Raw genomic sequence first — 19,935 nt, 5'->3', positions numbered from 1 at the left:
TGTCGAGGGGATGAAATCCATGTCTCACTTGCGACCCGCCACCGACTCGCCGCCTTTGTGCGCGCCCCCTGGAGCAGAGGTCCGGGCCCCGAGCTTCGTAATGCCGGCCGGGGCATGCGACACCCATGCACACGTAATCTCCGGCGATCTTGAACGCTATCCACTGGTACCCGACCGTAGCTACACCCCACCTCCGGCACCTGAGGCGCTGTATCTGGAGGTGTTGCGGGCGATGGGGATGCAGCGAGGGGTTTTGGTGCAGCCGAGCGTCTATGGCACCGACAACCGGTACATGCTCGAAGTGTTGCAACGTCATCAGGAGCAACTGAGAGGGGTCGCGGTAGTAGACGAACACGTTGGCGACGACGAACTGGCGCATATGCATGCCTTGGGTGTGCGTGGTGTTCGCATCAACGTTCTGTTTCGAGGCGGAGTGAATCTGGACTTGATGGAGCACCTTGCCCATCGAATTGCCGACCTTGGCTGGCATATGCAGTTTCTGATTGATGTTCGGCTTCTAAGTGAGATTGAGGCTCGGATGGCCAAGTTGCCTTGCGCTGTCGTGATTGATCACTTCGGGCACTTCCCGGCCCATCTGGGCATTAAGGAACCGGGGTTTGAGTTGCTGCTGAGGAACGTGGCGGAGCACGGTTGGTGGGTCAAGTTGTCGGGCGCTTACCGTCTGAGTGATCAGCATCCGGACTATGCCGATACAGATGCGCTCGCCCATGCCTTGCTGGCCGTTGCCCCGGAACGAATGGTGTGGGGCAGCGACTGGCCTCACGTAGCACTCGAAAGTACGCCCGACACAAGTTCATTGCTGGATCGCTTGCTTTCATGGGCGCCCAGCGAACGCCAACGACAGAGCATTCTGGTTGATAACCCTGGCGCCCTGTACGACTTCAAATAACAAAAACAATAACCAAGCAGAACTGCGGTGCTGCCCGGAGAATAATAATGAGTTGGTTTAGCGAACTTAATACCGTTGAAAAACGCACCTTCTATTCCGCATTTGGTGGCTGGGCCTTGGACGCCCTGGATTTCATGGTGTTCACCTTTGTCATCGCCTCGCTGATGACCCTTTGGCACATTGACAAGGGTTCAGTGGGGCTACTGAGTACCGTGACGTTACTTTTCTCGTCCATTGGCGGATGGGGAGCGGGCATTCTGGCAGACCGATACGGTCGTGTGCGGTTGCTGCAGATCAGTATTCTGTGGTTCTCGATCTGCACCGTATTGATCGGCTTTGCGCAAAACTTCGAACAGTTATTTGTCCTTCGGGCACTGCAGGGGCTCGGGTTCGGAGGTGAGTGGGCCGTGGGATCGGTACTGATCGGCGAAATGGTTCGAGCGCAACATCGCGGCAAAGCCGTGGGTATCGTGCAAAGCGGATGGGCCATTGGCTGGGGCGCCGCCGCACTGCTCTACACACTGTCTTTCAGCTTGCTTCCCGAAGATATTGCCTGGCGGTCGCTGTTTTGGATCGGCATCGTTCCGGCACTTCTGGTCCTCTACATTCGTAAATATGTACCAGAGCCCGAGGTATTCCTGCGGACTAAAAAGCACCAGAGCGAAACAGGCAACTCGGTTCCTTTCTGGCACATTTTCTCACCCTCGCTCCTGCGCACCACGCTGCTATCCGCCCTGCTCTGCATGGGCGTTCAAGGTGGCTACTACGCAATCACCACGTGGTTGCCAGCCTATCTGAAACTGGAAAAGGGCCTGTCGGTCTTTGGCACCGGTAGCTATCTGATGGTGGTCATCATCGGTTCATTCTTTGGCTATGTCTGCGGCGCCTTCCTGTCTGACCGCCTGGGGCGCCGCCCCAACTTCATCATCTTCGCCGTTCTGTCGGCCATCAGTGTGGTCTGCTACATGCAGCTGAACTTGACCAACACTCAAATGCTGTTTCTCGGCTTTCCACTGGGCTTCGCAGCTTCAGGTATCTACAGCGGCATGGGCGCCTTTTTGACTGAGCTTTATCCTTCAGCAGTGAGGGCCAATGGCCAGGCATTCTCCTATAACTTTGGGCGAGCGGTAGGCGCTCTGTTTCCCGGACTCGTAGGCTTTATAAGCGCCAAATACAGCCTCGGCACCGCCATCGCGATCTTCGCGGGAGGAGCCTACTGCCTTGTCCTGGTGGTGACCTTCTTCCTCCCGGAAACCAAGGGCAAGCAATTACACTGAGCCAGCCATCATTTGTTAGAGTAACGCCCACGCAATGTTCGTTACGTGGGCGTTTGACGTTTCAAGCTTTTGAAACTGACATTTGATGACTGAGTAAAATGACTATAAAAGCAATTGGCCGACGCGATCACTTCTCGGTTGAAATTTTTCGTCACCTGGAAAGCGAAATACGTGAAGGTCGACTCCGCCCAGGTGATCGCATCCCCACGGAAAGCCGGTTAGCAGAGGCTTTTGCCGTTAGCCGAAATGTAGTGCGTGAAGCTGTCGCTCGGCTCAATTCGGCCGGCCTCGTCGTCAGTCGCCAGGGGCTTGGGGTATTTGTTGCAACCGAAGCCAATCAAAGCAGCTTCCGGATTACTCAAGAGGAGCTCACCGATAGCACCAAGCTGCGTCAACTGTATGAGCTGCGCCTGGACCTCGAAGTCGCCGCGGCCGCCATGGCCGCCAGACGCCGGTCACTCAGTCAGTTGAACAAGATTGAAGCGGCACTGGACACCCTGCGCACCAGTATCCAAAACCGTCAGGACATGGTGGAACACAGCCTGCAGTTCAAGCGCGCAATTGCCGATGCCACAGGCAATGAATACTTTCGCAACTTCATCATTTTTCTGTGCAGCCACGTCTACGAAGCGGCGTTACTGGAGAACCACCTGGTTCGCTCCAGCGACCTTGGCGAGACGCTACTGGCTGAGCATCAGGCGATCTTCGAAGCGATCAGGCTCGGCGATCCCGACCTTGCCAGACGAGTCACCTGGCAACAAATCATCAACTCCGCCGAACGCAACGGATTGCGAGGATTGCAAGGCTGGGAAATCACTCGGATGAGTTCGCTGGGAGAGACCTACGCACCGCAATGCGCAGGCCCGGACCCTGAACCTCGTACATTGCTACGCACCTTGCCTGACGGCGCGTGCGACTGCCACTTTCACGTTTTTGGTGACGAGAATGGCCAACCCTTCTCTCCTCACCGCTCCTACACGCCGCCACCCGCTCCACTGGAGGCATTTCAACGTGTCCAAAAAACCCTGGGGCTAAGTCGCGGGGTCATCGTCCAACCCAGCGTCTATGGGGCGGACAACAGCACAACGCTCGCGGCACTGAAAGAAGCGGGCAGCGCATTCCGCGGCGTTGTGGTGATCGATGCCGATACCGATACAGAAACCTTGTGGGCAATGCATCGCCTCGGGGTGCGCGGCGTGCGCGTCAACCTGATCTTCAAAAGCGGCGTTGAGGTATCGGATGTTGCAGCGCTGGCAGAAAAAGTCGCGCCACTTGGCTGGCACCTACAGCTACTGATCGATATCACCGAGTTCGCCGACTTGTACGAGACCGTGGCCAGCCTGCCCGTCGCAGTCGTCATCGACCACATGGGGCACATGCCCACCAGTTGCGGGCTGGGACATCCAGGATTCACCGACCTGCTGCGGCTGTTAAAAGAAGGTCGTGTGTGGGTCAAGCTTTCGGGGGCTTATCGCTTTACAGCATCGAAGGACTTCCCTTACGACGACGTAACGCCCTACGCTCGGGCGTTGATCGAAGCGAATCCAAACCGCTTACTGTGGGCGAGCGACTGGCCACATCCTTGTATACCGGTACCCATGCCCAACGATGCCAGTCTGCTGGAGATGCTGTTTAACTGGGTTGAAAACGATGACGCGCTCATCAAGCAGATTTTGGTTGATAACCCTGCAAAGCTCTATGGGTTCTGATACCGCTCGACGATCTGCGCACATCGGTTTTCGCTGGGCCGATGGCCTCCAATCAATACCTGGAGAAACGCGAGGCGGCCAAGCCGCCTCAGGATCGCACCAATCAGCATCCTGAAGATGGGCCGGCGGTGTCGCGCAGGAACCTCAGCAACGCCTGGAGCGGGTGCAGGACAAGCTGCCCGTCCTTGCGCTTGACCTGGCTTCGACACGAGTACCCATCCGCCAGCAGGCGCCCTGCCCCATTAAGACGGGCCACCAATGGCCCCCAGGACTGTCGGTAAATAACCTCGGACGTCTCGGCATTTTGTGTTTCGTGCCCGTAGGTTCCGGACATTCCACAACACCCACTGGCTTGCACCTGCAACCTCAAGCCGACTCGCGCATAGATCGTCTGCCACAGGCCCACACTGCCCGGCTCGTTGGTTTTCTCGGTGCAGTGCGGCAGGAAGTAGTAAGTACCTTCGTCGGCGCTCACCGCTGATTGCACAAGCACCTCCACAAGCCATTCCTGCGGCAGCAGGACCGCTGGGGCCTGGTCCTCACCCAGGGTCTTGACGTACTCCTGGCGGTAAACCAAGGTCATCGCTGGATCAAGCCCCACCAACGGAATCTGATATTGATGCAGTTCGCGAAGCGATCGGGCGTTGAAATGCGCGGCTTGTTCGAATGCCTTTAGAAAGCCCTGAACCTGCAGCGGCTTGCCATTGGCCGCGAACGGCGCGATGTACACCTCAAACCCGAGCCTGGAAATCAACTCGATCCAGTCCGCGAGCAGCGGTGTCTCGAAATAACGGGTGAAGGCGTCCAGCACGAGAATAACGCTGCGTTTACGCTGCGCCTCGTCCAGCCCTTCAAGAAGCGCTGGCGACGCCACGCGCACCTTCCAGCGGCGGCAAACGTCATCAAAATTCAGCAAGCTCAGCAGCGGGCTGTCGACCATACCGGCAACGCGCCGAAGAAAAGCCCTCACCATCCCAGAACCGATGATCCCGTTGTACAAGTGCGGCACACGGGCCAAGTAGGGAATCGTGTACTCCAGAGAACCGATGAGGTAATCCTTCAATGGGCGCAGATATCGGCTGTGGTAAAGCTCGAGGAATCGTGAGCGAAAGTCGGGCACGTTCACTTTCACCGGGCACTGACCCGCACAGGACTTGCAGGCGAGGCACCCTGCCATCGCCTCGTAGACCTCATGGGAAAAGTCTTTCTGGCCCATCTTGTGCGCAACCGTATTGGCAGCACGCCTGGCGAAGCTGATCACCGTGGCCGCTAAAGGGCGAGCCCCTTGTGAAACCAACACATCGACACCTTGCTGCCCCTGCAAGCGCAGCCACTCCCGGATCAGAGAAGCGCGCCCCTTGGGCGAGTGAATTCTATTTCGAGTGCCCTTCCAGGAAGGGCACATGGCGTCATCGGGGTCGAAGTTGTAGCAGGCGCCGTTGCCGTTGCAATGGACCGCGGCGTCGTAATGCAACCACACCCGCTCATCAATCGTACGATCCAGCTCGCCACGCAACGCGACCTCATCAACTCGAGTCAACCGAGCGTCAGGTAGCGTGTGTGGCGTGGCGATTTTTCCCGGGTTGAGTTGGTTGTACGGGTCAAAAGCCGACTTGAGTTCCTGCAGCGCCGGATAGAGTTCGCCGAAGTAGTCCGGCACATATTGCGACCTCAAACCTTTGCCATGCTCCCCCCAGAGCAAGCCACCGTGCTTTTGCGTCAGCTCGGCGACGGCATCGGAAATGGGCTGGATCAAGGCCGCCTGGGCGGGGTCTTTCATATCCAGAATCGGCCGCACATGCAGGACCCCGGCGTCAACGTGGCCGAACATGCCATATTCCAAACCATGGCTATCCAAAAGCGCCCGAAATTGCGCAATGAAATCAGCCAGGTTCTCGGGAGGAACCGCAGTATCTTCAACGAACGGCTGGGGCCTGGCGGAACCTTTGACATTCCCCAGCAGCCCCACAGCACGCTTGCGCATCGCGTAAACCCGCTTCAATGCCTCTGCACCGATGGCAAGGGTGTGCCCCAATCGCACCACACTGGTGTCCTGCTGAAGGTGCCGGACAAACTCATGAACACGCAGCTGAACCACTTCCTCATCGTCGCCGCTGAACTCCACCAGGTTGATTCCCAGGGTTGGCACATCGGGGTCTTGGGGAAAGTACTCGGCGACTCCGTGCCAGACGATGTCGCTCATGGCCAGCCCGAGGACCTTGGAGTCGACCGTCTCGATGGACAATGGCTCGAGCTGCATCAACGCCTTGGCATCGCGCAATGCATCCATGAAGCCCGCGTAACGTACGTTGACAAGGATCGAGTACTTGGGAATGGGCAATACGTTCAGCGTGGCTTCAACAATGAAACCCAGTGAGCCTTCGGACCCACACAGGACACTGTTCAGATTGAATCGGTCATTCGGCTCACGCAGATGCGCCAGGTCATATCCCGTCAAGCAACGGTTCAACTTGGGAAAGGTATGCTCGATGAGTTCGGCGTAATCATCGGCGATCTGCGAAGCACATCGATAAATTGCCCCAACCTTGTCGTCGCGATGCGCTTGCGCCTGCCAGCAATCTCGCTCCAGGACCGCACTATCGAGCCGCTCCCCGCCTATCAGAATGGTAGAAAGCGCCAGGACGTGGTCACGGGTTTTTCCGTAGGTACAGCTTCCCTGACCGCTTGCGTCGGTATTTATCATCCCGCCGATCGTGGCCCGATTCGACGTCGACAACTCCGGTGCAAAAAACAGTCCGTGCGGTTTCAACGCCGCATTGAGCTGGTCCTTGACCACACCGCTTTGCACACGCACCCAGCGCTCCTCGACGTTGATCTCAAGGATGCCGTGCATATGACGCGACAGATCCACCACAACGCCGCTCGTCAACGATTGGCCATTGGTTCCGGTTCCGCCGCCACGCGGCGTGAGTACCACCGAACTGAACGACGCCAGCGCCGCAAGGCGGGCCAAGAGCTCGACATCTTGCACATTTCTAGGAAACACCGCGGCTTGAGGCAGACGCTGATAGATCGAGTTGTCGGTTGCCAGCACTGTCCTCACAGCATGATCACGAGCAATTTCTCCCTGGAATCCTTCTTTCTCAAGGCGAGCCAGGAACAACTCACAGGGTTCGTTTTTAGTTTCGTGGGGAGGCAACCTGGCAATCATGGTGGAATTCCTAGCGGCGATACGGCTAATCTGAGCATTCTCGTTATGTATGCTTCCTAGCCCGAGGCCTGGCTCAGGACAAAGGCCTTTCCACCGATTTTGTGGGGACAAGACAATTCACACAAACGTAAAACCTGCAGCATTTCCATGAGCTTTATGAATGAACCCACGAAGACTGACCCCCTCGATGTCCCTGCTGATCGCTTTCGAGGCAGCAGCCCGACATTGCAGCTTTACCAAAGCGGCAGACGAACTTGCCCTGACTCAAAGCGCTGTCAGCCGGCAAGTGCAGGCTCTGGAATCACAGCTTGAGGTCTCGCTGTTCAAACGTGAGGGAAGAAGAATCGAACTCACCGCTGCCGGCGCGCTTTACCAGCATGAACTCACTGCCGCACTGGGCCGAATTCGAAGCGCTACCCTGCAGACAATTGCCTTCAAGGAGGAAGAAGGCCCATTGAACCTCGCGGTACTGCCGACCTTCGGTTCAAAATGGCTGCTGCCCAAAATGCATGAATTTTATGCGCGTCATCCCAGGAGCCTGGTGCACGTCCACTCGAGGATCATTCACGCCGACAACCCATCCAGCGTGAGCGACATGCAGGCCATCATCTACGCGGGAAAAGGCGACTGGCCGGGCTACGTATCGCACCTTTTGCTACAAGAAAAACTGGTGGTTGTCGCCAGCCCCAAAGCGCTGCCGGACAGCCTTGAGATGTCGCTCAACGATGTCACCAATCATTTGTTGTTGAATGTCGTTTCTCGACCCAATAGCTGGTCTGATTGGTTTGACCTCAACAAGCTGGACCACCAGAAAATGCGGACAGGCCCAAGCTTTGAGCTCACGGCTCACCTTATACAGGCGGTATCCGCTGGCGTCGGCATTGGGCTGGTTCCCGATATTCTGGTGCAAGACGAAATCAAATCCGGGGCACTGGTAAAACTGTTTGGCCCTATGGAAAGCGGTCGCAATTACTATCTGACCTGCGCGGCGCGCTATCAGCATTATCCGGCGCTTGAAACATTCAGCGCCTGGCTGTTATCCGAGAGTGCCATCGTGAGTGCCTGAACAGGCCAGGGGCCGGATGTTCATCACCGCTCCAGCAACGAACCGATTCAGCGCTGCCCGGATTCAGCCTTTTGAGAAGGACTCAATTCCTGGATTTGAAAGCGCTGGATGGTGCTGGATTTCAGTGAAACCCACAGAAACGAAAAAAGGACCCGAAGGTCCTTTTTTCGATCGCTGCAGAATTCGTGGAACTCTGCAGCGCTATGTTTGGAGCGGGAAACGAGACTCGAACTCGCGACCCCGACCTTGGCAAGGTCGTGCTCTACCAACTGAGCTATTCCCGCAACGTCTTGGTGTTGCGCATTCTATAGAAATCCGAATGCGCGTCAAGCCTTTGATTCAAAAAAACTTATTTTTTCTCGTTATCAGTTTTCAGGTGCGGCCAGGCGGCTCGCAGATACTGCAGCATGGACCACAGGGTCAGGCCCGCTGCCGCCAACAGCAAGGCGTAACCTACCAGCACCCAGAAACTGAAGTCCGAGGGATTGGCCAGCAAAATCACCAGCGCCAGCATTTGCGCCGCCGTTTTCCACTTGCCCATGTTCGACACCGCCACCTGCGCGCGGGCGCCGAGCTCGGCCATCCACTCGCGCAGCGCCGAGATGACGATTTCACGACCGATGATCACCGCGGCGGGCAAGGTCAGCCACAGGTTGTGATGCTCCTGCACCAGCAGCACCAGGGCCACCGCCACCATCAGCTTGTCGGCCACCGGGTCGAGGAACGCACCGAACGGCGTGCTCTGCTGCAGGCGCCGCGCCAGGTAGCCGTCCAGCCAGTCGGTGGCGGCCGCGAAGGCAAACACTGAACTGGCGGCCATGTAGCTCCAGCTATAGGGCAAATAGAACAGCAAAATGAAAATCGGGATGAGCAGGACGCGTAGAACGGTGATCAGATTAGGGATATTCATCGGCACAACTGGCTACGAGGTGATTGGGCATTCTACTCGCTGTGCAGGTTTGCATAAATCAACTCTGCGAGCTTTTTACTGATTCCCGGTGCTTTGGCAATCTCGTCGATGCTTGCACGGGACAGTTCCTGCAATCCACCAAAATGTTTGAGAAGGTCCCGCCGACGCTTCGGCCCGACGCCCGCCACCCCTTCCAGGGTCGAGGTACGCCGGGTCTTGCCACGCCGTGCGCGGTGACCGGTGATCGCGAAGCGGTGAGCCTCATCGCGGATTTGCTGGATCAGGTGCAGCGCCGGCGAGTCACCCTTGAGGGTGAATTCGTGGGCTGCGTCGTTCAGGTACAGGGTTTCGAATCCGGCCTTGCGGGTCGTGCCCTTGGCCACGCCGAGCAGGATCAGGTCCGGCACCGCCAGCTCATTGAGCACATCCCGAGCCATGGATAGCTGGCCCTTGCCGCCGTCCACCAGAAGGATGTCCGGCAGCTTGCCCTCGCCGTCCTTGAGCTTGCTGAAGCGCCGGGTCAGGGCCTGGTGCATGGCGGCGTAGTCGTCGCCGGCGGTCACGCCTTCGATGTTGTAGCGCCGGTAGTCGGACTTCAGCGGCCCTTCCGGCCCGAATACCACGCAGGAGGCTACAGTGGCCTCGCCGCTGGAATGGCTGATGTCGTAGCACTCCAGGCGCTGCGGCGGCTCGTCCAGGTTCAGCACCTCGGCCAGGGCTTCGAAACGTGCGGCCACGTGCTGGCGGTTGGCCAGGCGCGCGCTCAGGGCCTGCTCGGCGTTGGTTACCGCCAGTTGCTGCCAGCGGGCGCGGGTACCGCGTACCCGGTGGCTGATGGTCAACTCGCGCCCGCGCAGCTCGTCGATGGCGGCGATCAGGGTCGGGAAGTCCTCATGGACCACGTTGACGATTAACTCGGAAGGCAGGTCGCGTTCCGGGCTGCTGACAAAATACTGGCCGAGGAACGCCGACATGACTTCGGCCACGTCCTCCTCGATACCCACCTGGGGAAAGAAGTTCTTGCTGCCCAGTACCCGGCCGCCGCGCACGCTGATCAGGTGCACACAGGCGCCGCCCGGGTTGACGAAGGCCGCCACCACATCCACGTCGCCCGTGCCACCTTCCATGCTCTGCTGGTCCTGGACCCGACGCAGCAGGGATATCTGGTCCCGCAGTTCGGCGGCCTTTTCGAAATCCAGGGTGCTGGCGGCGGCTTCCATGGCGGTGGAGAGTTCGTCGGTCAGGGCATTGCTGCGCCCCTCCAGGAACATCACCGAGTGGCGCACGTCCTCGGCATAGACCTCAGGCTCCACCAGGCCGACGCAGGGCGCCTTGCAGCGTTTGATCTGGTACTGCAGGCAGGGCCGCGTACGGTTCTTGTAGTAGCTGTCCTCGCATTGGCGGACCATGAAGGTCTTCTGCAACAGGCTGAGGCTTTCGCGAATGGCGCCGGCGCTGGGATAAGGGCCGAAATACTTGCCCTTCTGCTTCTTCGCCCCGCGATGGATGCTGAAACGCGGAAAGTCGCCGTCCGAAAGAAACACGTAGGGGTAGGACTTATCGTCGCGCAGGAGAATGTTGTACGGCGGCCGCCATTCCTTGATCAGCGTCTGCTCCAGCAGCAGCGCTTCGGTTTCATTGGCGGTGATGGTGGTTTCGATCTGCGCGATGCGCGCCACCAGGGCGGCGGTCTTCGGCGCCTGGCCGGTCTTGCGGAAATAGCTGGAGAGCCGGTTCTTCAGGTTCTTGGCTTTACCGACGTAAAGCAGGCGTGCATCGCTGTCGAACATGCGATACACACCGGGGCGGCCACTGCAGGTAGAAAGAAAGGCACTGGGATCAAACTGTTCGGTCATTTCAGAGGCTGGCATCAACCATGCCGTGACGAACCGCCAATAGCGTCAACTCGACATCGCTGCTGATCGAGAGCTTCTCGAAAATGCGATAGCGGTAGGTATTCACGGTTTTAGGCGACAGGCACAGCTTGTCGGAGATGATCTGCACCTTCTGGCAGCCGACAATCATCAGCGCAATCTGGATCTCCCGCTCCGACAGGGCGTCGAACGGTGAATCACTGGAAGGCTGGAATGACTTGAACACCAATTGCTGAGCGATCTGCGGGCTGATATAGCGCTGGCCGGCAAATACCAGGCGGATGGCCTGGACCATTTCGTTCAGACCGGCGCCCTTGGTCAGATAGCCCGCCGCGCCCGCTTGCAGCAAGCGGGTAGGAAAGGGATCTTCCTCGCAGACGGTGACCGCCACGACCTTGATGTCCGGATGACTGCGCAGCAGTTTGCGCGTGGCTTCGAGGCCGCCGATGCCTGGCATCTTGACGTCCATCAGGACCACATCGGGCTTCAGCTCCCGCGCCTTGAGCAGGGATTCTTCCCCTGACTCCGCCTGCCCGACTACTTGCAGGCCATCGATGTCAGCCAACATTCGTGTAATGCCCGTACGAACGAGATCATGGTCATCGACTACTAGCACCCTTATCAAGCAGACACCTCGCGATATGGTCTTTACAGGTTGCCCGACACCTTAGCAAAAAAGCGGCGTACAAACCTAATCACAAGCGCTATATAAAAAACATCCGGGCGCAATAACGGTCCTACCCCCGTGCGCACCGAAAGAGGCCAGCGCCCCTCACTCTCGTACCTGGGCCTTGCGCCTCTCGCCCTGGCTTGCCGAAAGCTCGGCCAGGGTACTGGTCAGGCGGCAGATAGCATCCTGATCCTCCTTGAACAGTGCCCGATAGCAATCCAGGACCTTTTCCTCGGTCTGACTCAGCCCGCCGCTCTGGATCGGGATCCGGCTGCCGGTCAGCACATACAGCACATCCACCCCTTTTGCCGCCACCCGGGACAGATAATCCGCCTTGGGTGCACGATCACCACTTTCATATTTACCCTGGGCGTTGGCTTCAACCCCGCCTATTTCACCAAAAACTTTCTGCGACAGTCCCAGGCGTTCTCGCTCCTGCCTCAACCGCGAACCGATTCCACTCATTTGGATGTATGATCCCATCTGATACACCCCAAGGGGGTGTCATACTCTTCAAGCATTGAACAAATTTGAACGGTTTTGAACTATGCCCGGTATCCGCACTGCCGCACAAGCCAAGGCCTGGCTGGAACATCAAGGTAAATCGGTTCAACAATTTGCTCGTGAACACGGGGTTGACCCGGCCACTACCTATCAGGTGCTGGCAGGCCGCAAGAAAGGCAAACGAGGGGAAGCACACAAGGTCGCGGTGCTACTGGGAATGAAGGACGGCATCATCCTCGAGGATGCGCCCGCGATAGATCCCAACGCACAGTAAAGCCTGCGGAACGGCGTTGCGCTCAGGCGTCGCCAAGCCTTCCGGCAAGCGAATCAGACAAGCGCTCCATGCGCCAGAAACAATCATCCTCTCCCACCACCCGCAACCCCATCCGCTCATACAACCGCTGTGCGGGATTGCCCTTGAACACGGTCAGGCGCAACAACCCTCGGCGCTCCTGGCGAGCCAGCTCCAGCACCTGCTCCAGCGTCCAGGCACCGGCGCCCTGCCCCCGGAAAGCCTCCAGCACATGCAATTCGCGGACATACAGCGCCTGCGCATCCCGGCTCAGGCTGACAAACCCCAGCACCCGGGCACCCTGGCAGATCAGCAGGTTCCTGCGGCCGGCCCAGGCCACATCGAAGGCTTCGTCCTGCCACAGCAAGTCGTTGCGAATGTAATAGCCGAGCATGGTGGAACGGGTCAGGTCGCGGGCGAACGCCAGGTCCGAATCAACCGCCGGGCGTAATGAAAAGCCGTCCATCAATGGCTCACCTCCAGCACCTGCGCCTGCCATTGCCCAGTAACACCCCGGACAATCAACAAAGCCTCGCCCACACCCTCGACGGCGCCCAGCAACCGGCCCCGGGCATCCCAGGCTGCGCTGCGTCCAGCGCAGGCCCAACCACCGCTGGGGCCGCCGTGGTTGGCCATCAGCACCAGCATCCCGTGCTCCTGGGCGTATCCCTGGAGCAGCATGCTATCGGCAGCGTAGCCACCTTCGCTGATCAAGACCCCGGCAGCATAGATCCCGGCGCCGGCATCGGCCGCCGCCTGCACATGGCTGGCGTGGCAGAAGTCCGCGCAGACCGCCAAAGCCACGGTTTCGCCACCGATAGGCAAAGGGGTGCCGCCCTGGCCTGCGACAAAAGCGCGCTCCTCTCCTGCATGCAGGTGCTGCTTGGTGTAGACCGCCAGCGAACCGTCGCCGCCCAGCACCAGAGCGCCAATCAGCACCGGCCCGTCAACAGACAGGCGGATCGGCATCCCCACCACCGCCGTCAGTTCCAGCGCCCGGGCCAGATCCCGCAGTGGCTGCAACTGCGGTGCATCGGGTATCAGCGCCAGTTCGGCCGCCAATTGCGGCTCATAGCCGGTCAGCGACAGCTCGGGAAACACCAGCAACTGCACGCCCTGCGCCGCTGCCAGTTGCATCAACCGCTGATGCCGGGCCAGGTTGGCCGGTAGATCGCCCGCGATGGACACCGTTTGGGCAGCAGCGAGGGTCAGCACGGACATGAACATTCCTTGGAGGGCGAACAGGCGGGAGCGGCGAGTGTGGCATAAATCCCCTGCAGGCTTAATCCATCGCCGCCGCGTGCTGTGCCGATAGAAATTACTGATTGAATCCCGGCACCAGCCTCTAGTAAGCTCGCCCCCACTTCACGGAGAAACCCATGTTGTCCACGACCCCTTCCCTGCACCGCCACACTGCCAGCGCACTGCGCTCGGTCGCGGCTGCCTGGGTCAACGGCACTCGGGCTCCGGCCAGCTTTTATTTTGGGTATTGGTTTAGCCACTGGCGCGCCTGATACCCAACCGGCGCCCACTTCAACGGGTCGCCTACCAGAGAAATCTCAACCCCCGGTCGGCCTCCCGACCGGGGGTTTTGTTTTTTCCGGCACTGCATTTTCAACCACGACTTTCAGCGACACACCGAACTTACTGAGGATTGCTCCATGAACTACTCCACCTATTACCGCTACGACATGTTTTGCGCCTGGCGATTTAGCAGCCTCCGCTCGGGACAGCCTGCCGCCTCCGATCGGTCACCTACCGGTGGCAATTGCACACTTATGGCCAGTACGGCCAATTGTCGAACACCCCAGTAGGGCCGCGCGCGGGACATAACCCGCCGCCCGCCCAGGAAGACCGCACATGAACTCGTCCGTATCCGCCCTGCCCCTGTCCGCCCACGTCAGCGCCAATGAGACCCTGACCCAGCGCCTGCCCTGCTCCCTGGAACTCAAGCAGCAACTGCCGCTGTCCCTGGCGTTGAACCAACAAGTCGCCGCTCACCGCCAGGCGGTGCGCGCAATCCTCGAAGGTCGCGACCCACGCCTGCTGGTAGTCGTCGGCCCCTGCTCCATCCACGACCCGCAATCGGCCCTGGAATACGCCGCCAACCTGGCCCGCCTGGCCGATGAAGTGCGCGACCAGATGCTGCTGGTGATGCGCGCCTACGTGGAAAAGCCCCGTACCACCGTCGGCTGGAAAGGCCTGGCCTACGACCCCCGCCTGGATGGCAGCGACGACATGGCCGGCGGCCTGCACCTGTCCCGTGAACTGATGCGCGAGATGCTGCGCCTGGGCCTGCCGGTTGCCACCGAACTGTTGCAACCCATGGCCGCCGGCTACTTCGATGACCTGCTGAGCTGGGTCGCCATTGGTGCGCGCACCACCGAATCACAGATCCACCGCGAGATGGCCAGCGGCCTGGACATGCCCGTGGGTTTCAAGAACGGCACCGACGGCGGTGTCGCTATCGCCTGTGACGCCATGCGCTCGGCGGCCCACCCGCACCGCCACTTCGGCGTCGACAGCCAGGGCCACCCGGCGGTCATCCAGACCCCAGGCAACCCCGACACCCATCTGGTGCTGCGCGGTGGCCATCGCGGGCCCAACTACGACCGCCAGAGCGTGGCCCAGGTCCAGCAGGACCTGCAGAAGCTGAAGATCCCGGCGCGGATCATGGTCGATTGCAGCCACGCCAACAGCGGCAAGGACCCGCTGCGTCAGCCGGCGGTGTTCAACGAGGTACTGGAGCAGCGCTTGCAGGGCGATACCTCGCTGATGGGGGTGATGCTGGAAAGCCACCTGTTCGAAGGCTGCCAGCCCCTGAGCGCGAACCTGCGCTACGGCGTTTCGGTGACCGACGGCTGCCTGGGCTGGGACGCCACCGAACAATTGCTGCGCAATGGCGCGCAACAACTGCGACACGCAGGCAAGGCCGCAGCCGTCCCCGCCTGAGCAGCACCGCCCCCGCAGGAGCTGGCTTGCCAGCGAAGGCGTCCTCAAGAGCAGCGTCTCCTCCAAGGACCTCTTCGCCGGCAAGCCGGCTCCTACAGGACCCTCACCACTCATCCCCCGCGGGCGCCAGGCGGCAATGCCTTGAAGGAACTTTGAGAAGAAATAGCCACCTGAATCCGGTAGGCTCTCAACTTTCTTGAAAGGAGCAACATCCATGGCCAAAGCCACTGCCCGTCACATCCTGGTTGCCAGCGAAGCCAAGTGCAACGAACTCAAAGCCGAAATCGAAGCCGGCGCCGACTTTGCCGAAGTCGCGAAAAAGAACTCCACCTGCCCTTCCAGCCGTGACGGCGGCAACCTGGGCTCCTTCGGCCCAGGCCAGATGGTCAAGGAATTCGACACCGTGGTGTTCAGCGCTCCGGTAAACGTGGTGCAAGGCCCGGTGAAAACCCAGTTCGGCTACCACCTGCTGGAAGTCACCAGCCGCCAGGACTGATCCCCAAGCGCCTGCGTCTGCTCAACGGCCCGCCTTTTGGTGGGCCGTTGCGCATGGGCGCCAGGTTCTGCCCAAAGCGGATGCGGCTGGCCAGTCACGCGCCGCTAGCGTACAAATCGTGGTCATCGATCACCCGGCTCCTAAGGCTGACAATGCGACTGCTTTCCTCCACCATGCTTTTCACCGCCCTGCTGTTGGGCGCCGCGGGTGCCCAAGCCGCACCGCAACACGCCATGACCGTCTATGGCGAACCGGCCAAGTACCCCCAGGGTTTCAGCCACTTCGACTACGTCAATCCCCAGGCCCCCAAAGGCGGGACGTTGCGCCGCTCGGCCATCGAAATCGGCCGTTTCGACCACGTACTGCCCTATATCGACAAGGGCATCGGTGTCTCCCAGCTCGACGGCCTGGTCTATTCGCCCCTGGCCCAGCGCTCCCTGGACGAGCCCTACACCGTCTACGGCCTGGTGGCCGAAAAGATGGAGCGTGCCGAAGACGGCCTGTGGCTGCGCTTCTACCTCAACCCCAAGGCGCGCTTTGCCGACAACACGCCGATCACCGCCGAAGACGTGCGCTACAGCTACGACCTGCTGATGACCCAGGGCAGCATGCGCTACCGCACCCAGTTCGACGACGTCAAAGGCGTCACCGTGGAATCACCACGAGTGGTGCGCTTCGACTTCAAGAACAACGAAAACCGCACCCTGCCCCTGGATATCGCGACCCTGCCGGTGTTCCCCGAACACTGGTGGAAGAGTCGCGACTTCGCCAATGGCGGCGGCTATGAAGCGCCCCTGGGCAGCGGCCCCTACCGCGTGGCCAAGGTCGACTCGGGCAACAGCATCACCTTCGCCCGCAACCCCGGCTGGTGGGGCAAGGACCTGCCGGTGAGCCGCGGCCTGTACAACTTCGATCATTTCAGCGTCGAGTATTTCGGCGATATCGACGTCGCCCGCCAGGTGCTGCGCGGCGGCGCCTACGACTACAACCGCGAGTTTTCCGCCACCGGCTATTCCATCGGCTACGACAGCCCGGCGCTGAACGACGGCCGCCTGCAAAAGGCCCACCTGGCGCAATCGGCGCCGCAACCGGCCCAGGGCTATGTGTTCAACCTCGACCGGCCGGTGTTCCAGGACCGCCGGGTGCGCCAGGCCCTGGCCATGCTCTGGGATTTCGAATGGAGCAACCGGCAGATGATGCGCAACCTCTACATCCGCCAGCAGAGTTTCTTCTCCAACACCGCCCTGGCGGCCCGCAGCCTGCCGGATACCGAGGAACTGAAGATCCTCGAACCGCTGCGCGGGCAGATCCCCGACGAGGTCTTCACCCAGGTTTTCGAGGCGCCGAAAACCGACGGCAGCGGCGTGATCCGCGACAAGCAACTGCAAGCCCTGGCCCTGCTGGAACAGGCCGGCTGGAAGCCCGAGGGCGACAAGCTGGTGAACGCCCAGGGCGAGCCCCTGAGCTTCACCTTCCTGATCACCCAGGGCTCCATCGAACGCCTGCTGCTGCCCTACAAGCGCAACCTGGCGCAGATCGGCATCAGCCTGAACATTCGCCGCATCGACTCCGCCCAGTACGTCAACCGCCTGATGGCCCGGGACTACGACATGATCGTCACCGGCTACCCGGTGACCACCTCGCCGGGCATGGAGCTGTACAACTACTTCGGCTCCGCCGCGGCCAACGACCCCGGTTCCAACAACTACATGGTGCTCAAGAACCCGGCCGTGGACAGCCTGGTCAGCGGCCTGGTGAAGGCCACCAGCCAGCCGGAGATGCTGCGCTACGCCCATGCCCTGGATCGGGTGCTGCAGTGGAACTACTACTGGATAGCCAACTACTACCCGCCCGGCACCTCCACGGTGTGGTGGAACCGCTTCGGCATCCCCAAGGTGCCGGCGAGCAACGATGAAGCCATCGAAAGCTGGTGGGAAGTCAGCAGCAGCGCACTGACCGACGAACAAATGGCCGCCGAGCTGATCCGCCGTGGCAAACCCGGAGGGCGCCACTGATGCTGGCCTACATTCTGCGGCGCCTGCTGCTGATCATCCCGACGCTATTGATCATCCTCCTGGTGAACTTCGTCATCGTCCAGGCCGCCCCCGGCGGCCCGGTGGAACAGGCCATCGCTCGCCTGCAAGGCATCGGTGGCGGCGCCGCTGTCGGCGGCTCCGCCGATGCCATGAGCAGCAGCGGCTCCCGGGCCAGCCGCGGCCTGGACCCCAAGCTGATCCAGGACATCGAGAAACAGTACGGCTTCGACAAGCCGGCCCATGAACGCCTGTGGCTGATGCTCAAGAACTACGCCCAGCTGGACTTCGGCAAGAGCTTCTTTCGCGGCGCCACGGTCACCGACCTGATCCTGGAAAAGATGCCGGTGACCATTTCCCTGGGGCTCTGGGCGACCCTGATCACCTACCTGGTGTCGATCCCCCTGGGAATCCGCAAGGCGGTGCACCACGGCAGCCATTTCGACATCTGGAGCAGCACCGCGATCATCATCGGCTACGCCATGCCGGCCTTCCTGTTCGCCATGTTCCTGATCGTGCTGTTCGCCGGCGGCACCTCGCTGAACTGGTTCCCGGTGCGCGGCCTGGTCTCGGACAACTTCGAGCAGTTGAGCACCCTGGGCAAGGTCGCCGACTACTTCTGGCACCTGGTACTGCCGGTCAGCTCCCTGGTGATCGGCGGCTTCGCCACCCTGACCATCCTCACCAAGAACTCCTTCCTCAACGAGATCACCCGCCAGTACGTGGTCACCGCCCGGGCCAAGGGCCTGAGCGAGCGCCGGGTGCTGTATGGACATGTGTTCCGCAACGCCATGCTGCTGGTGGTCTCGGGCATTCCCCAGGCCTTTATCAGCGTGTTCTTCGCTGGTTCCCTGCTGATCGAGGTGATCTTCTCCCTCGACGGCCTGGGGCGCATGAGCTATGAGGCCGCGGTGTCCAGGGACTACCCGGTGGTGTTCGGCTCGCTGTTCATCTTCACCCTGTTCGGCCTCTTGATAAAACTCATCGGCGACCTGTGCTACACCCTGGTCGACCCGCGCATCGACTTCGCCGCGAGGAACGCCTGATGCTCACGCTTTCTCCTCTGGCGCGCCGGCGCTTCGACCGTTTCAAGAAAAACCGCCGCGGCTGGTGGTCGCTGTGGCTGTTCATCGGCCTGTTCATCCTGACCCTGGGCGGCGAGCTGATCGCCAACGACAAGCCGCTGGTGGTCAGCTACCAGGGCTCGCTGTATTTCCCGGTGCTCAAGCGCTACACCGAGCAGGAATTCGGCGGCCAGTTGCCGTTCCAGGCCGACTACCGCAGCGACTACGTGCAGCAACTGATCCGCAAGGACGGTGGCTGGCTGCTGTTCCCGCCGGTGCCCTTCAGCGAAGACACCCCCAACTACGACCTGACCCAGCCGGCCCCCAGCCCGCCGAGCAAGGTCAACTGGCTGGGCACTGACGACCAGGCCCGGGATGTGCTGGCGCGGGTGATCTACGGCGCCCGGGTGTCAATCCTGTTCGCCCTGGCCCTGACCGCCATCAGCGCCCTGATCGGCATCGCCGCCGGCGCCCTGCAGGGCTACTACGGCGGCTGGGTCGACCTCCTGGGCCAGCGCTTGCTGGAGGTCTGGTCCGGGTTGCCGGTGCTCTACCTGCTGATCATCCTCTCGGGCTTTGTCGAGCCGAACTTCTGGTGGCTGCTGGGGATCATGGCGCTGTTTTCCTGGCTGGCCCTGGTGGACGTGGTGCGCGCCGAGTTCCTGCGCGGGCGCAACCTGGAGTACGTCAAGGCTGCCCGGGCCCTGGGCCTGAGCGACCGCAAGGTGATCCTGCGGCACATCCTGCCCAACGCCATGAACGCCACCCTGAGCTACCTGCCGTTCATTCTCACCGGGGCCATCTCGACCCTCACCGCCCTGGACTTCCTCGGCTTCGGCATGCCCGCCGGCAGCGCCTCCCTGGGCGAATTGATCGGCCAGGGCAAGCAGAACCTGCAGGCGCCGTGGCTCGGGCTGACGGCGTTTTTCACCCTGGCGCTGATCCTCTCGCTGCTGGTGTTCATCGGCGAGGCGTTGCGCGATGCCTTTGATCCTCGATCTTGAAG

The 19,935-nt window shown here is 60.6% G+C and carries 17 protein-coding genes and 1 tRNA gene; 10 read left to right on the top strand and 8 right to left on the bottom strand.

The window, feature by feature from the left end; translation table 11 throughout:
• Positions 1 to 100: 100 nt before the first annotated feature.
• The 3 genes from BLS75_RS01115 to BLS75_RS01105 all read left to right on the top strand — a co-directional run bounded on the left by BLS75_RS01115 (position 101) and on the right by BLS75_RS01105 (position 3,896).
• Positions 101 to 910 (top strand): amidohydrolase family protein, encoded by an 810-nt coding sequence (locus tag BLS75_RS01115; protein ID WP_239690627.1) that lies wholly within the window; start codon positions 101 to 103, stop codon positions 908 to 910.
• A 47-nt stretch (positions 911 to 957) separates the two neighbouring features.
• Positions 958 to 2,187 carry an MFS transporter gene (locus BLS75_RS01110; protein ID WP_011061835.1) on the top strand — a complete coding sequence of 410 codons (1,230 nt, stop codon included), beginning with the start codon at positions 958 to 960 and terminating at the stop codon, positions 2,185 to 2,187.
• A gap of 98 nt (positions 2,188 to 2,285) precedes the next feature.
• A complete protein-coding gene (locus BLS75_RS01105) occupies positions 2,286 to 3,896 on the top strand; it encodes an amidohydrolase family protein (protein ID WP_072450044.1) in 1,611 nt (536 codons plus the stop codon).
• Between the two features lie 103 nt (positions 3,897 to 3,999).
• Here BLS75_RS01105 and BLS75_RS01100 read toward each other — a convergent pair whose 3' ends face one another.
• Entirely contained in the window at positions 4,000 to 7,068 is a 3,069-nt protein-coding gene (locus BLS75_RS01100; RefSeq protein WP_072450042.1) for a D-2-hydroxyglutarate dehydrogenase YdiJ, read from the bottom strand.
• 160 nt (positions 7,069 to 7,228) lie between these two features.
• Here BLS75_RS01100 and BLS75_RS01095 point away from each other — a divergent pair, with 160 nt between their 5' ends.
• The gene (locus BLS75_RS01095; RefSeq protein ID WP_015636008.1) at positions 7,229 to 8,134 is read left to right on the top strand and encodes a LysR substrate-binding domain-containing protein; all 906 of its coding nucleotides are present in this window, start codon (positions 7,229 to 7,231) and stop codon (positions 8,132 to 8,134) included.
• A 208-nt stretch (positions 8,135 to 8,342) separates the two neighbouring features.
• Here BLS75_RS01095 and BLS75_RS01090 read toward each other — a convergent pair.
• The 5 genes from BLS75_RS01090 to BLS75_RS01070 all read right to left on the bottom strand — a co-directional run bounded on the left by BLS75_RS01090 (position 8,343) and on the right by BLS75_RS01070 (position 12,053).
• Positions 8,343 to 8,418, bottom strand: a tRNA-Gly gene (locus BLS75_RS01090).
• Between the two features lie 65 nt (positions 8,419 to 8,483).
• Positions 8,484 to 9,044: a CDP-diacylglycerol--glycerol-3-phosphate 3-phosphatidyltransferase gene (gene pgsA, locus BLS75_RS01085; protein WP_011061839.1), complete on the bottom strand. Its 561-nt coding sequence runs from the start codon at positions 9,042 to 9,044 to the stop codon at positions 8,484 to 8,486.
• A gap of 32 nt (positions 9,045 to 9,076) precedes the next feature.
• The gene (gene uvrC, locus BLS75_RS01080; RefSeq protein ID WP_072450040.1) at positions 9,077 to 10,900 is read right to left on the bottom strand and encodes an excinuclease ABC subunit UvrC; all 1,824 of its coding nucleotides are present in this window, start codon (positions 10,898 to 10,900) and stop codon (positions 9,077 to 9,079) included.
• A 1-nt stretch (position 10,901) separates the two neighbouring features.
• Positions 10,902 to 11,543 carry a response regulator transcription factor GacA gene (gene uvrY / locus BLS75_RS01075; RefSeq protein WP_011061841.1) on the bottom strand — a complete coding sequence of 214 codons (642 nt, stop codon included), beginning with the start codon at positions 11,541 to 11,543 and terminating at the stop codon, positions 10,902 to 10,904.
• A 147-nt stretch (positions 11,544 to 11,690) separates the two neighbouring features.
• Positions 11,691 to 12,053: a helix-turn-helix domain-containing protein gene (locus BLS75_RS01070; RefSeq protein WP_011061842.1), complete on the bottom strand. Its 363-nt coding sequence runs from the start codon at positions 12,051 to 12,053 to the stop codon at positions 11,691 to 11,693.
• A gap of 82 nt (positions 12,054 to 12,135) precedes the next feature.
• On the opposite strand from BLS75_RS01070, the gene BLS75_RS01065 reads away from it, so the two are divergent.
• Entirely contained in the window at positions 12,136 to 12,366 is a 231-nt protein-coding gene (locus BLS75_RS01065) for a DNA-binding protein (protein ID WP_011061843.1), read from the top strand.
• 22 nt (positions 12,367 to 12,388) lie between these two features.
• On the opposite strand, the gene BLS75_RS01060 is transcribed toward BLS75_RS01065, so the two are convergent.
• Positions 12,389 to 12,850, bottom strand: a complete 462-nt coding sequence (locus BLS75_RS01060; protein ID WP_011061844.1) for a GNAT family N-acetyltransferase — start codon at positions 12,848 to 12,850, stop codon at positions 12,389 to 12,391.
• Positions 12,850 to 13,605 (bottom strand): carbon-nitrogen hydrolase family protein, encoded by a 756-nt coding sequence (locus tag BLS75_RS01055; RefSeq protein WP_072450038.1) that lies wholly within the window; start codon positions 13,603 to 13,605, stop codon positions 12,850 to 12,852. Before BLS75_RS01055 ends, BLS75_RS01060 begins: the two co-directional genes overlap by 1 nt.
• Before the next feature lie 639 nt (positions 13,606 to 14,244).
• Between BLS75_RS01055 and BLS75_RS01050 the strand changes: the two genes are divergently transcribed.
• From BLS75_RS01050 to BLS75_RS01030, 5 genes are all read left to right on the top strand, one after another.
• Entirely contained in the window at positions 14,245 to 15,336 is a 1,092-nt protein-coding gene (locus BLS75_RS01050; protein ID WP_072450037.1) for a 3-deoxy-7-phosphoheptulonate synthase, read from the top strand.
• A 214-nt stretch (positions 15,337 to 15,550) separates the two neighbouring features.
• Positions 15,551 to 15,832 carry a peptidylprolyl isomerase gene (locus BLS75_RS01045; protein WP_007924449.1) on the top strand — a complete coding sequence of 94 codons (282 nt, stop codon included), beginning with the start codon at positions 15,551 to 15,553 and terminating at the stop codon, positions 15,830 to 15,832.
• 152 nt (positions 15,833 to 15,984) lie between these two features.
• Positions 15,985 to 17,847, top strand: coding sequence for an extracellular solute-binding protein (locus BLS75_RS01040; RefSeq protein ID WP_072450036.1), 1,863 nt, complete (start codon positions 15,985 to 15,987; stop codon positions 17,845 to 17,847).
• A complete protein-coding gene (yejB, locus tag BLS75_RS01035; protein WP_011061848.1) occupies positions 17,847 to 18,911 on the top strand; it encodes a microcin C ABC transporter permease YejB in 1,065 nt (354 codons plus the stop codon). Before BLS75_RS01040 ends, yejB begins: the two co-directional genes overlap by 1 nt.
• Positions 18,911 to 19,933, top strand: coding sequence for an ABC transporter permease (locus BLS75_RS01030; protein WP_041118786.1), 1,023 nt, complete (start codon positions 18,911 to 18,913; stop codon positions 19,931 to 19,933). The genes yejB and BLS75_RS01030 overlap by 1 nt, the downstream gene beginning before the upstream one ends.
• The last annotated feature ends 2 nt before the right edge of the window (positions 19,934 to 19,935 follow it).

Origin of the sequence: Pseudomonas sp. NFPP12 (assembly GCF_900103205.1) — a bacterium.
Lineage (GTDB): Bacteria > Pseudomonadota > Gammaproteobacteria > Pseudomonadales > Pseudomonadaceae > Aquipseudomonas > Aquipseudomonas protegens.
The sequence above is the reverse complement of the archived record's forward strand: the minus strand, read 5'-3'. Positions and strand labels throughout refer to the sequence as shown.

Coding starts and splice junctions, on each gene's coding strand:
- BLS75_RS01115 (WP_239690627.1), top strand. CDS start 101: ATGCCGGCCGGGGCATGCGACACCCATGCACACGTAATCTCCGGCGAT.
- BLS75_RS01110 (WP_011061835.1), top strand. CDS start 958: ATGAGTTGGTTTAGCGAACTTAATACCGTTGAAAAACGCACCTTCTAT.
- BLS75_RS01105 (WP_072450044.1), top strand. CDS start 2,286: ATGACTATAAAAGCAATTGGCCGACGCGATCACTTCTCGGTTGAAATT.
- BLS75_RS01100 (WP_072450042.1), bottom strand. CDS start 7,068: ATGATTGCCAGGTTGCCTCCCCACGAAACTAAAAACGAACCCTGTGAG.
- BLS75_RS01095 (WP_015636008.1), top strand. CDS start 7,229: ATGAACCCACGAAGACTGACCCCCTCGATGTCCCTGCTGATCGCTTTC.
- pgsA (WP_011061839.1), bottom strand. CDS start 9,044: ATGAATATCCCTAATCTGATCACCGTTCTACGCGTCCTGCTCATCCCG.
- uvrC (WP_072450040.1), bottom strand. CDS start 10,900: ATGACCGAACAGTTTGATCCCAGTGCCTTTCTTTCTACCTGCAGTGGC.
- BLS75_RS01070 (WP_011061842.1), bottom strand. CDS start 12,053: ATGAGTGGAATCGGTTCGCGGTTGAGGCAGGAGCGAGAACGCCTGGGA.
- BLS75_RS01065 (WP_011061843.1), top strand. CDS start 12,136: ATGCCCGGTATCCGCACTGCCGCACAAGCCAAGGCCTGGCTGGAACAT.
- BLS75_RS01060 (WP_011061844.1), bottom strand. CDS start 12,850: ATGGACGGCTTTTCATTACGCCCGGCGGTTGATTCGGACCTGGCGTTC.
- BLS75_RS01055 (WP_072450038.1), bottom strand. CDS start 13,605: ATGTCCGTGCTGACCCTCGCTGCTGCCCAAACGGTGTCCATCGCGGGC.
- BLS75_RS01050 (WP_072450037.1), top strand. CDS start 14,245: ATGAACTCGTCCGTATCCGCCCTGCCCCTGTCCGCCCACGTCAGCGCC.
- BLS75_RS01045 (WP_007924449.1), top strand. CDS start 15,551: ATGGCCAAAGCCACTGCCCGTCACATCCTGGTTGCCAGCGAAGCCAAG.
- BLS75_RS01040 (WP_072450036.1), top strand. CDS start 15,985: ATGCGACTGCTTTCCTCCACCATGCTTTTCACCGCCCTGCTGTTGGGC.
- yejB (WP_011061848.1), top strand. CDS start 17,847: ATGCTGGCCTACATTCTGCGGCGCCTGCTGCTGATCATCCCGACGCTA.
- BLS75_RS01030 (WP_041118786.1), top strand. CDS start 18,911: ATGCTCACGCTTTCTCCTCTGGCGCGCCGGCGCTTCGACCGTTTCAAG.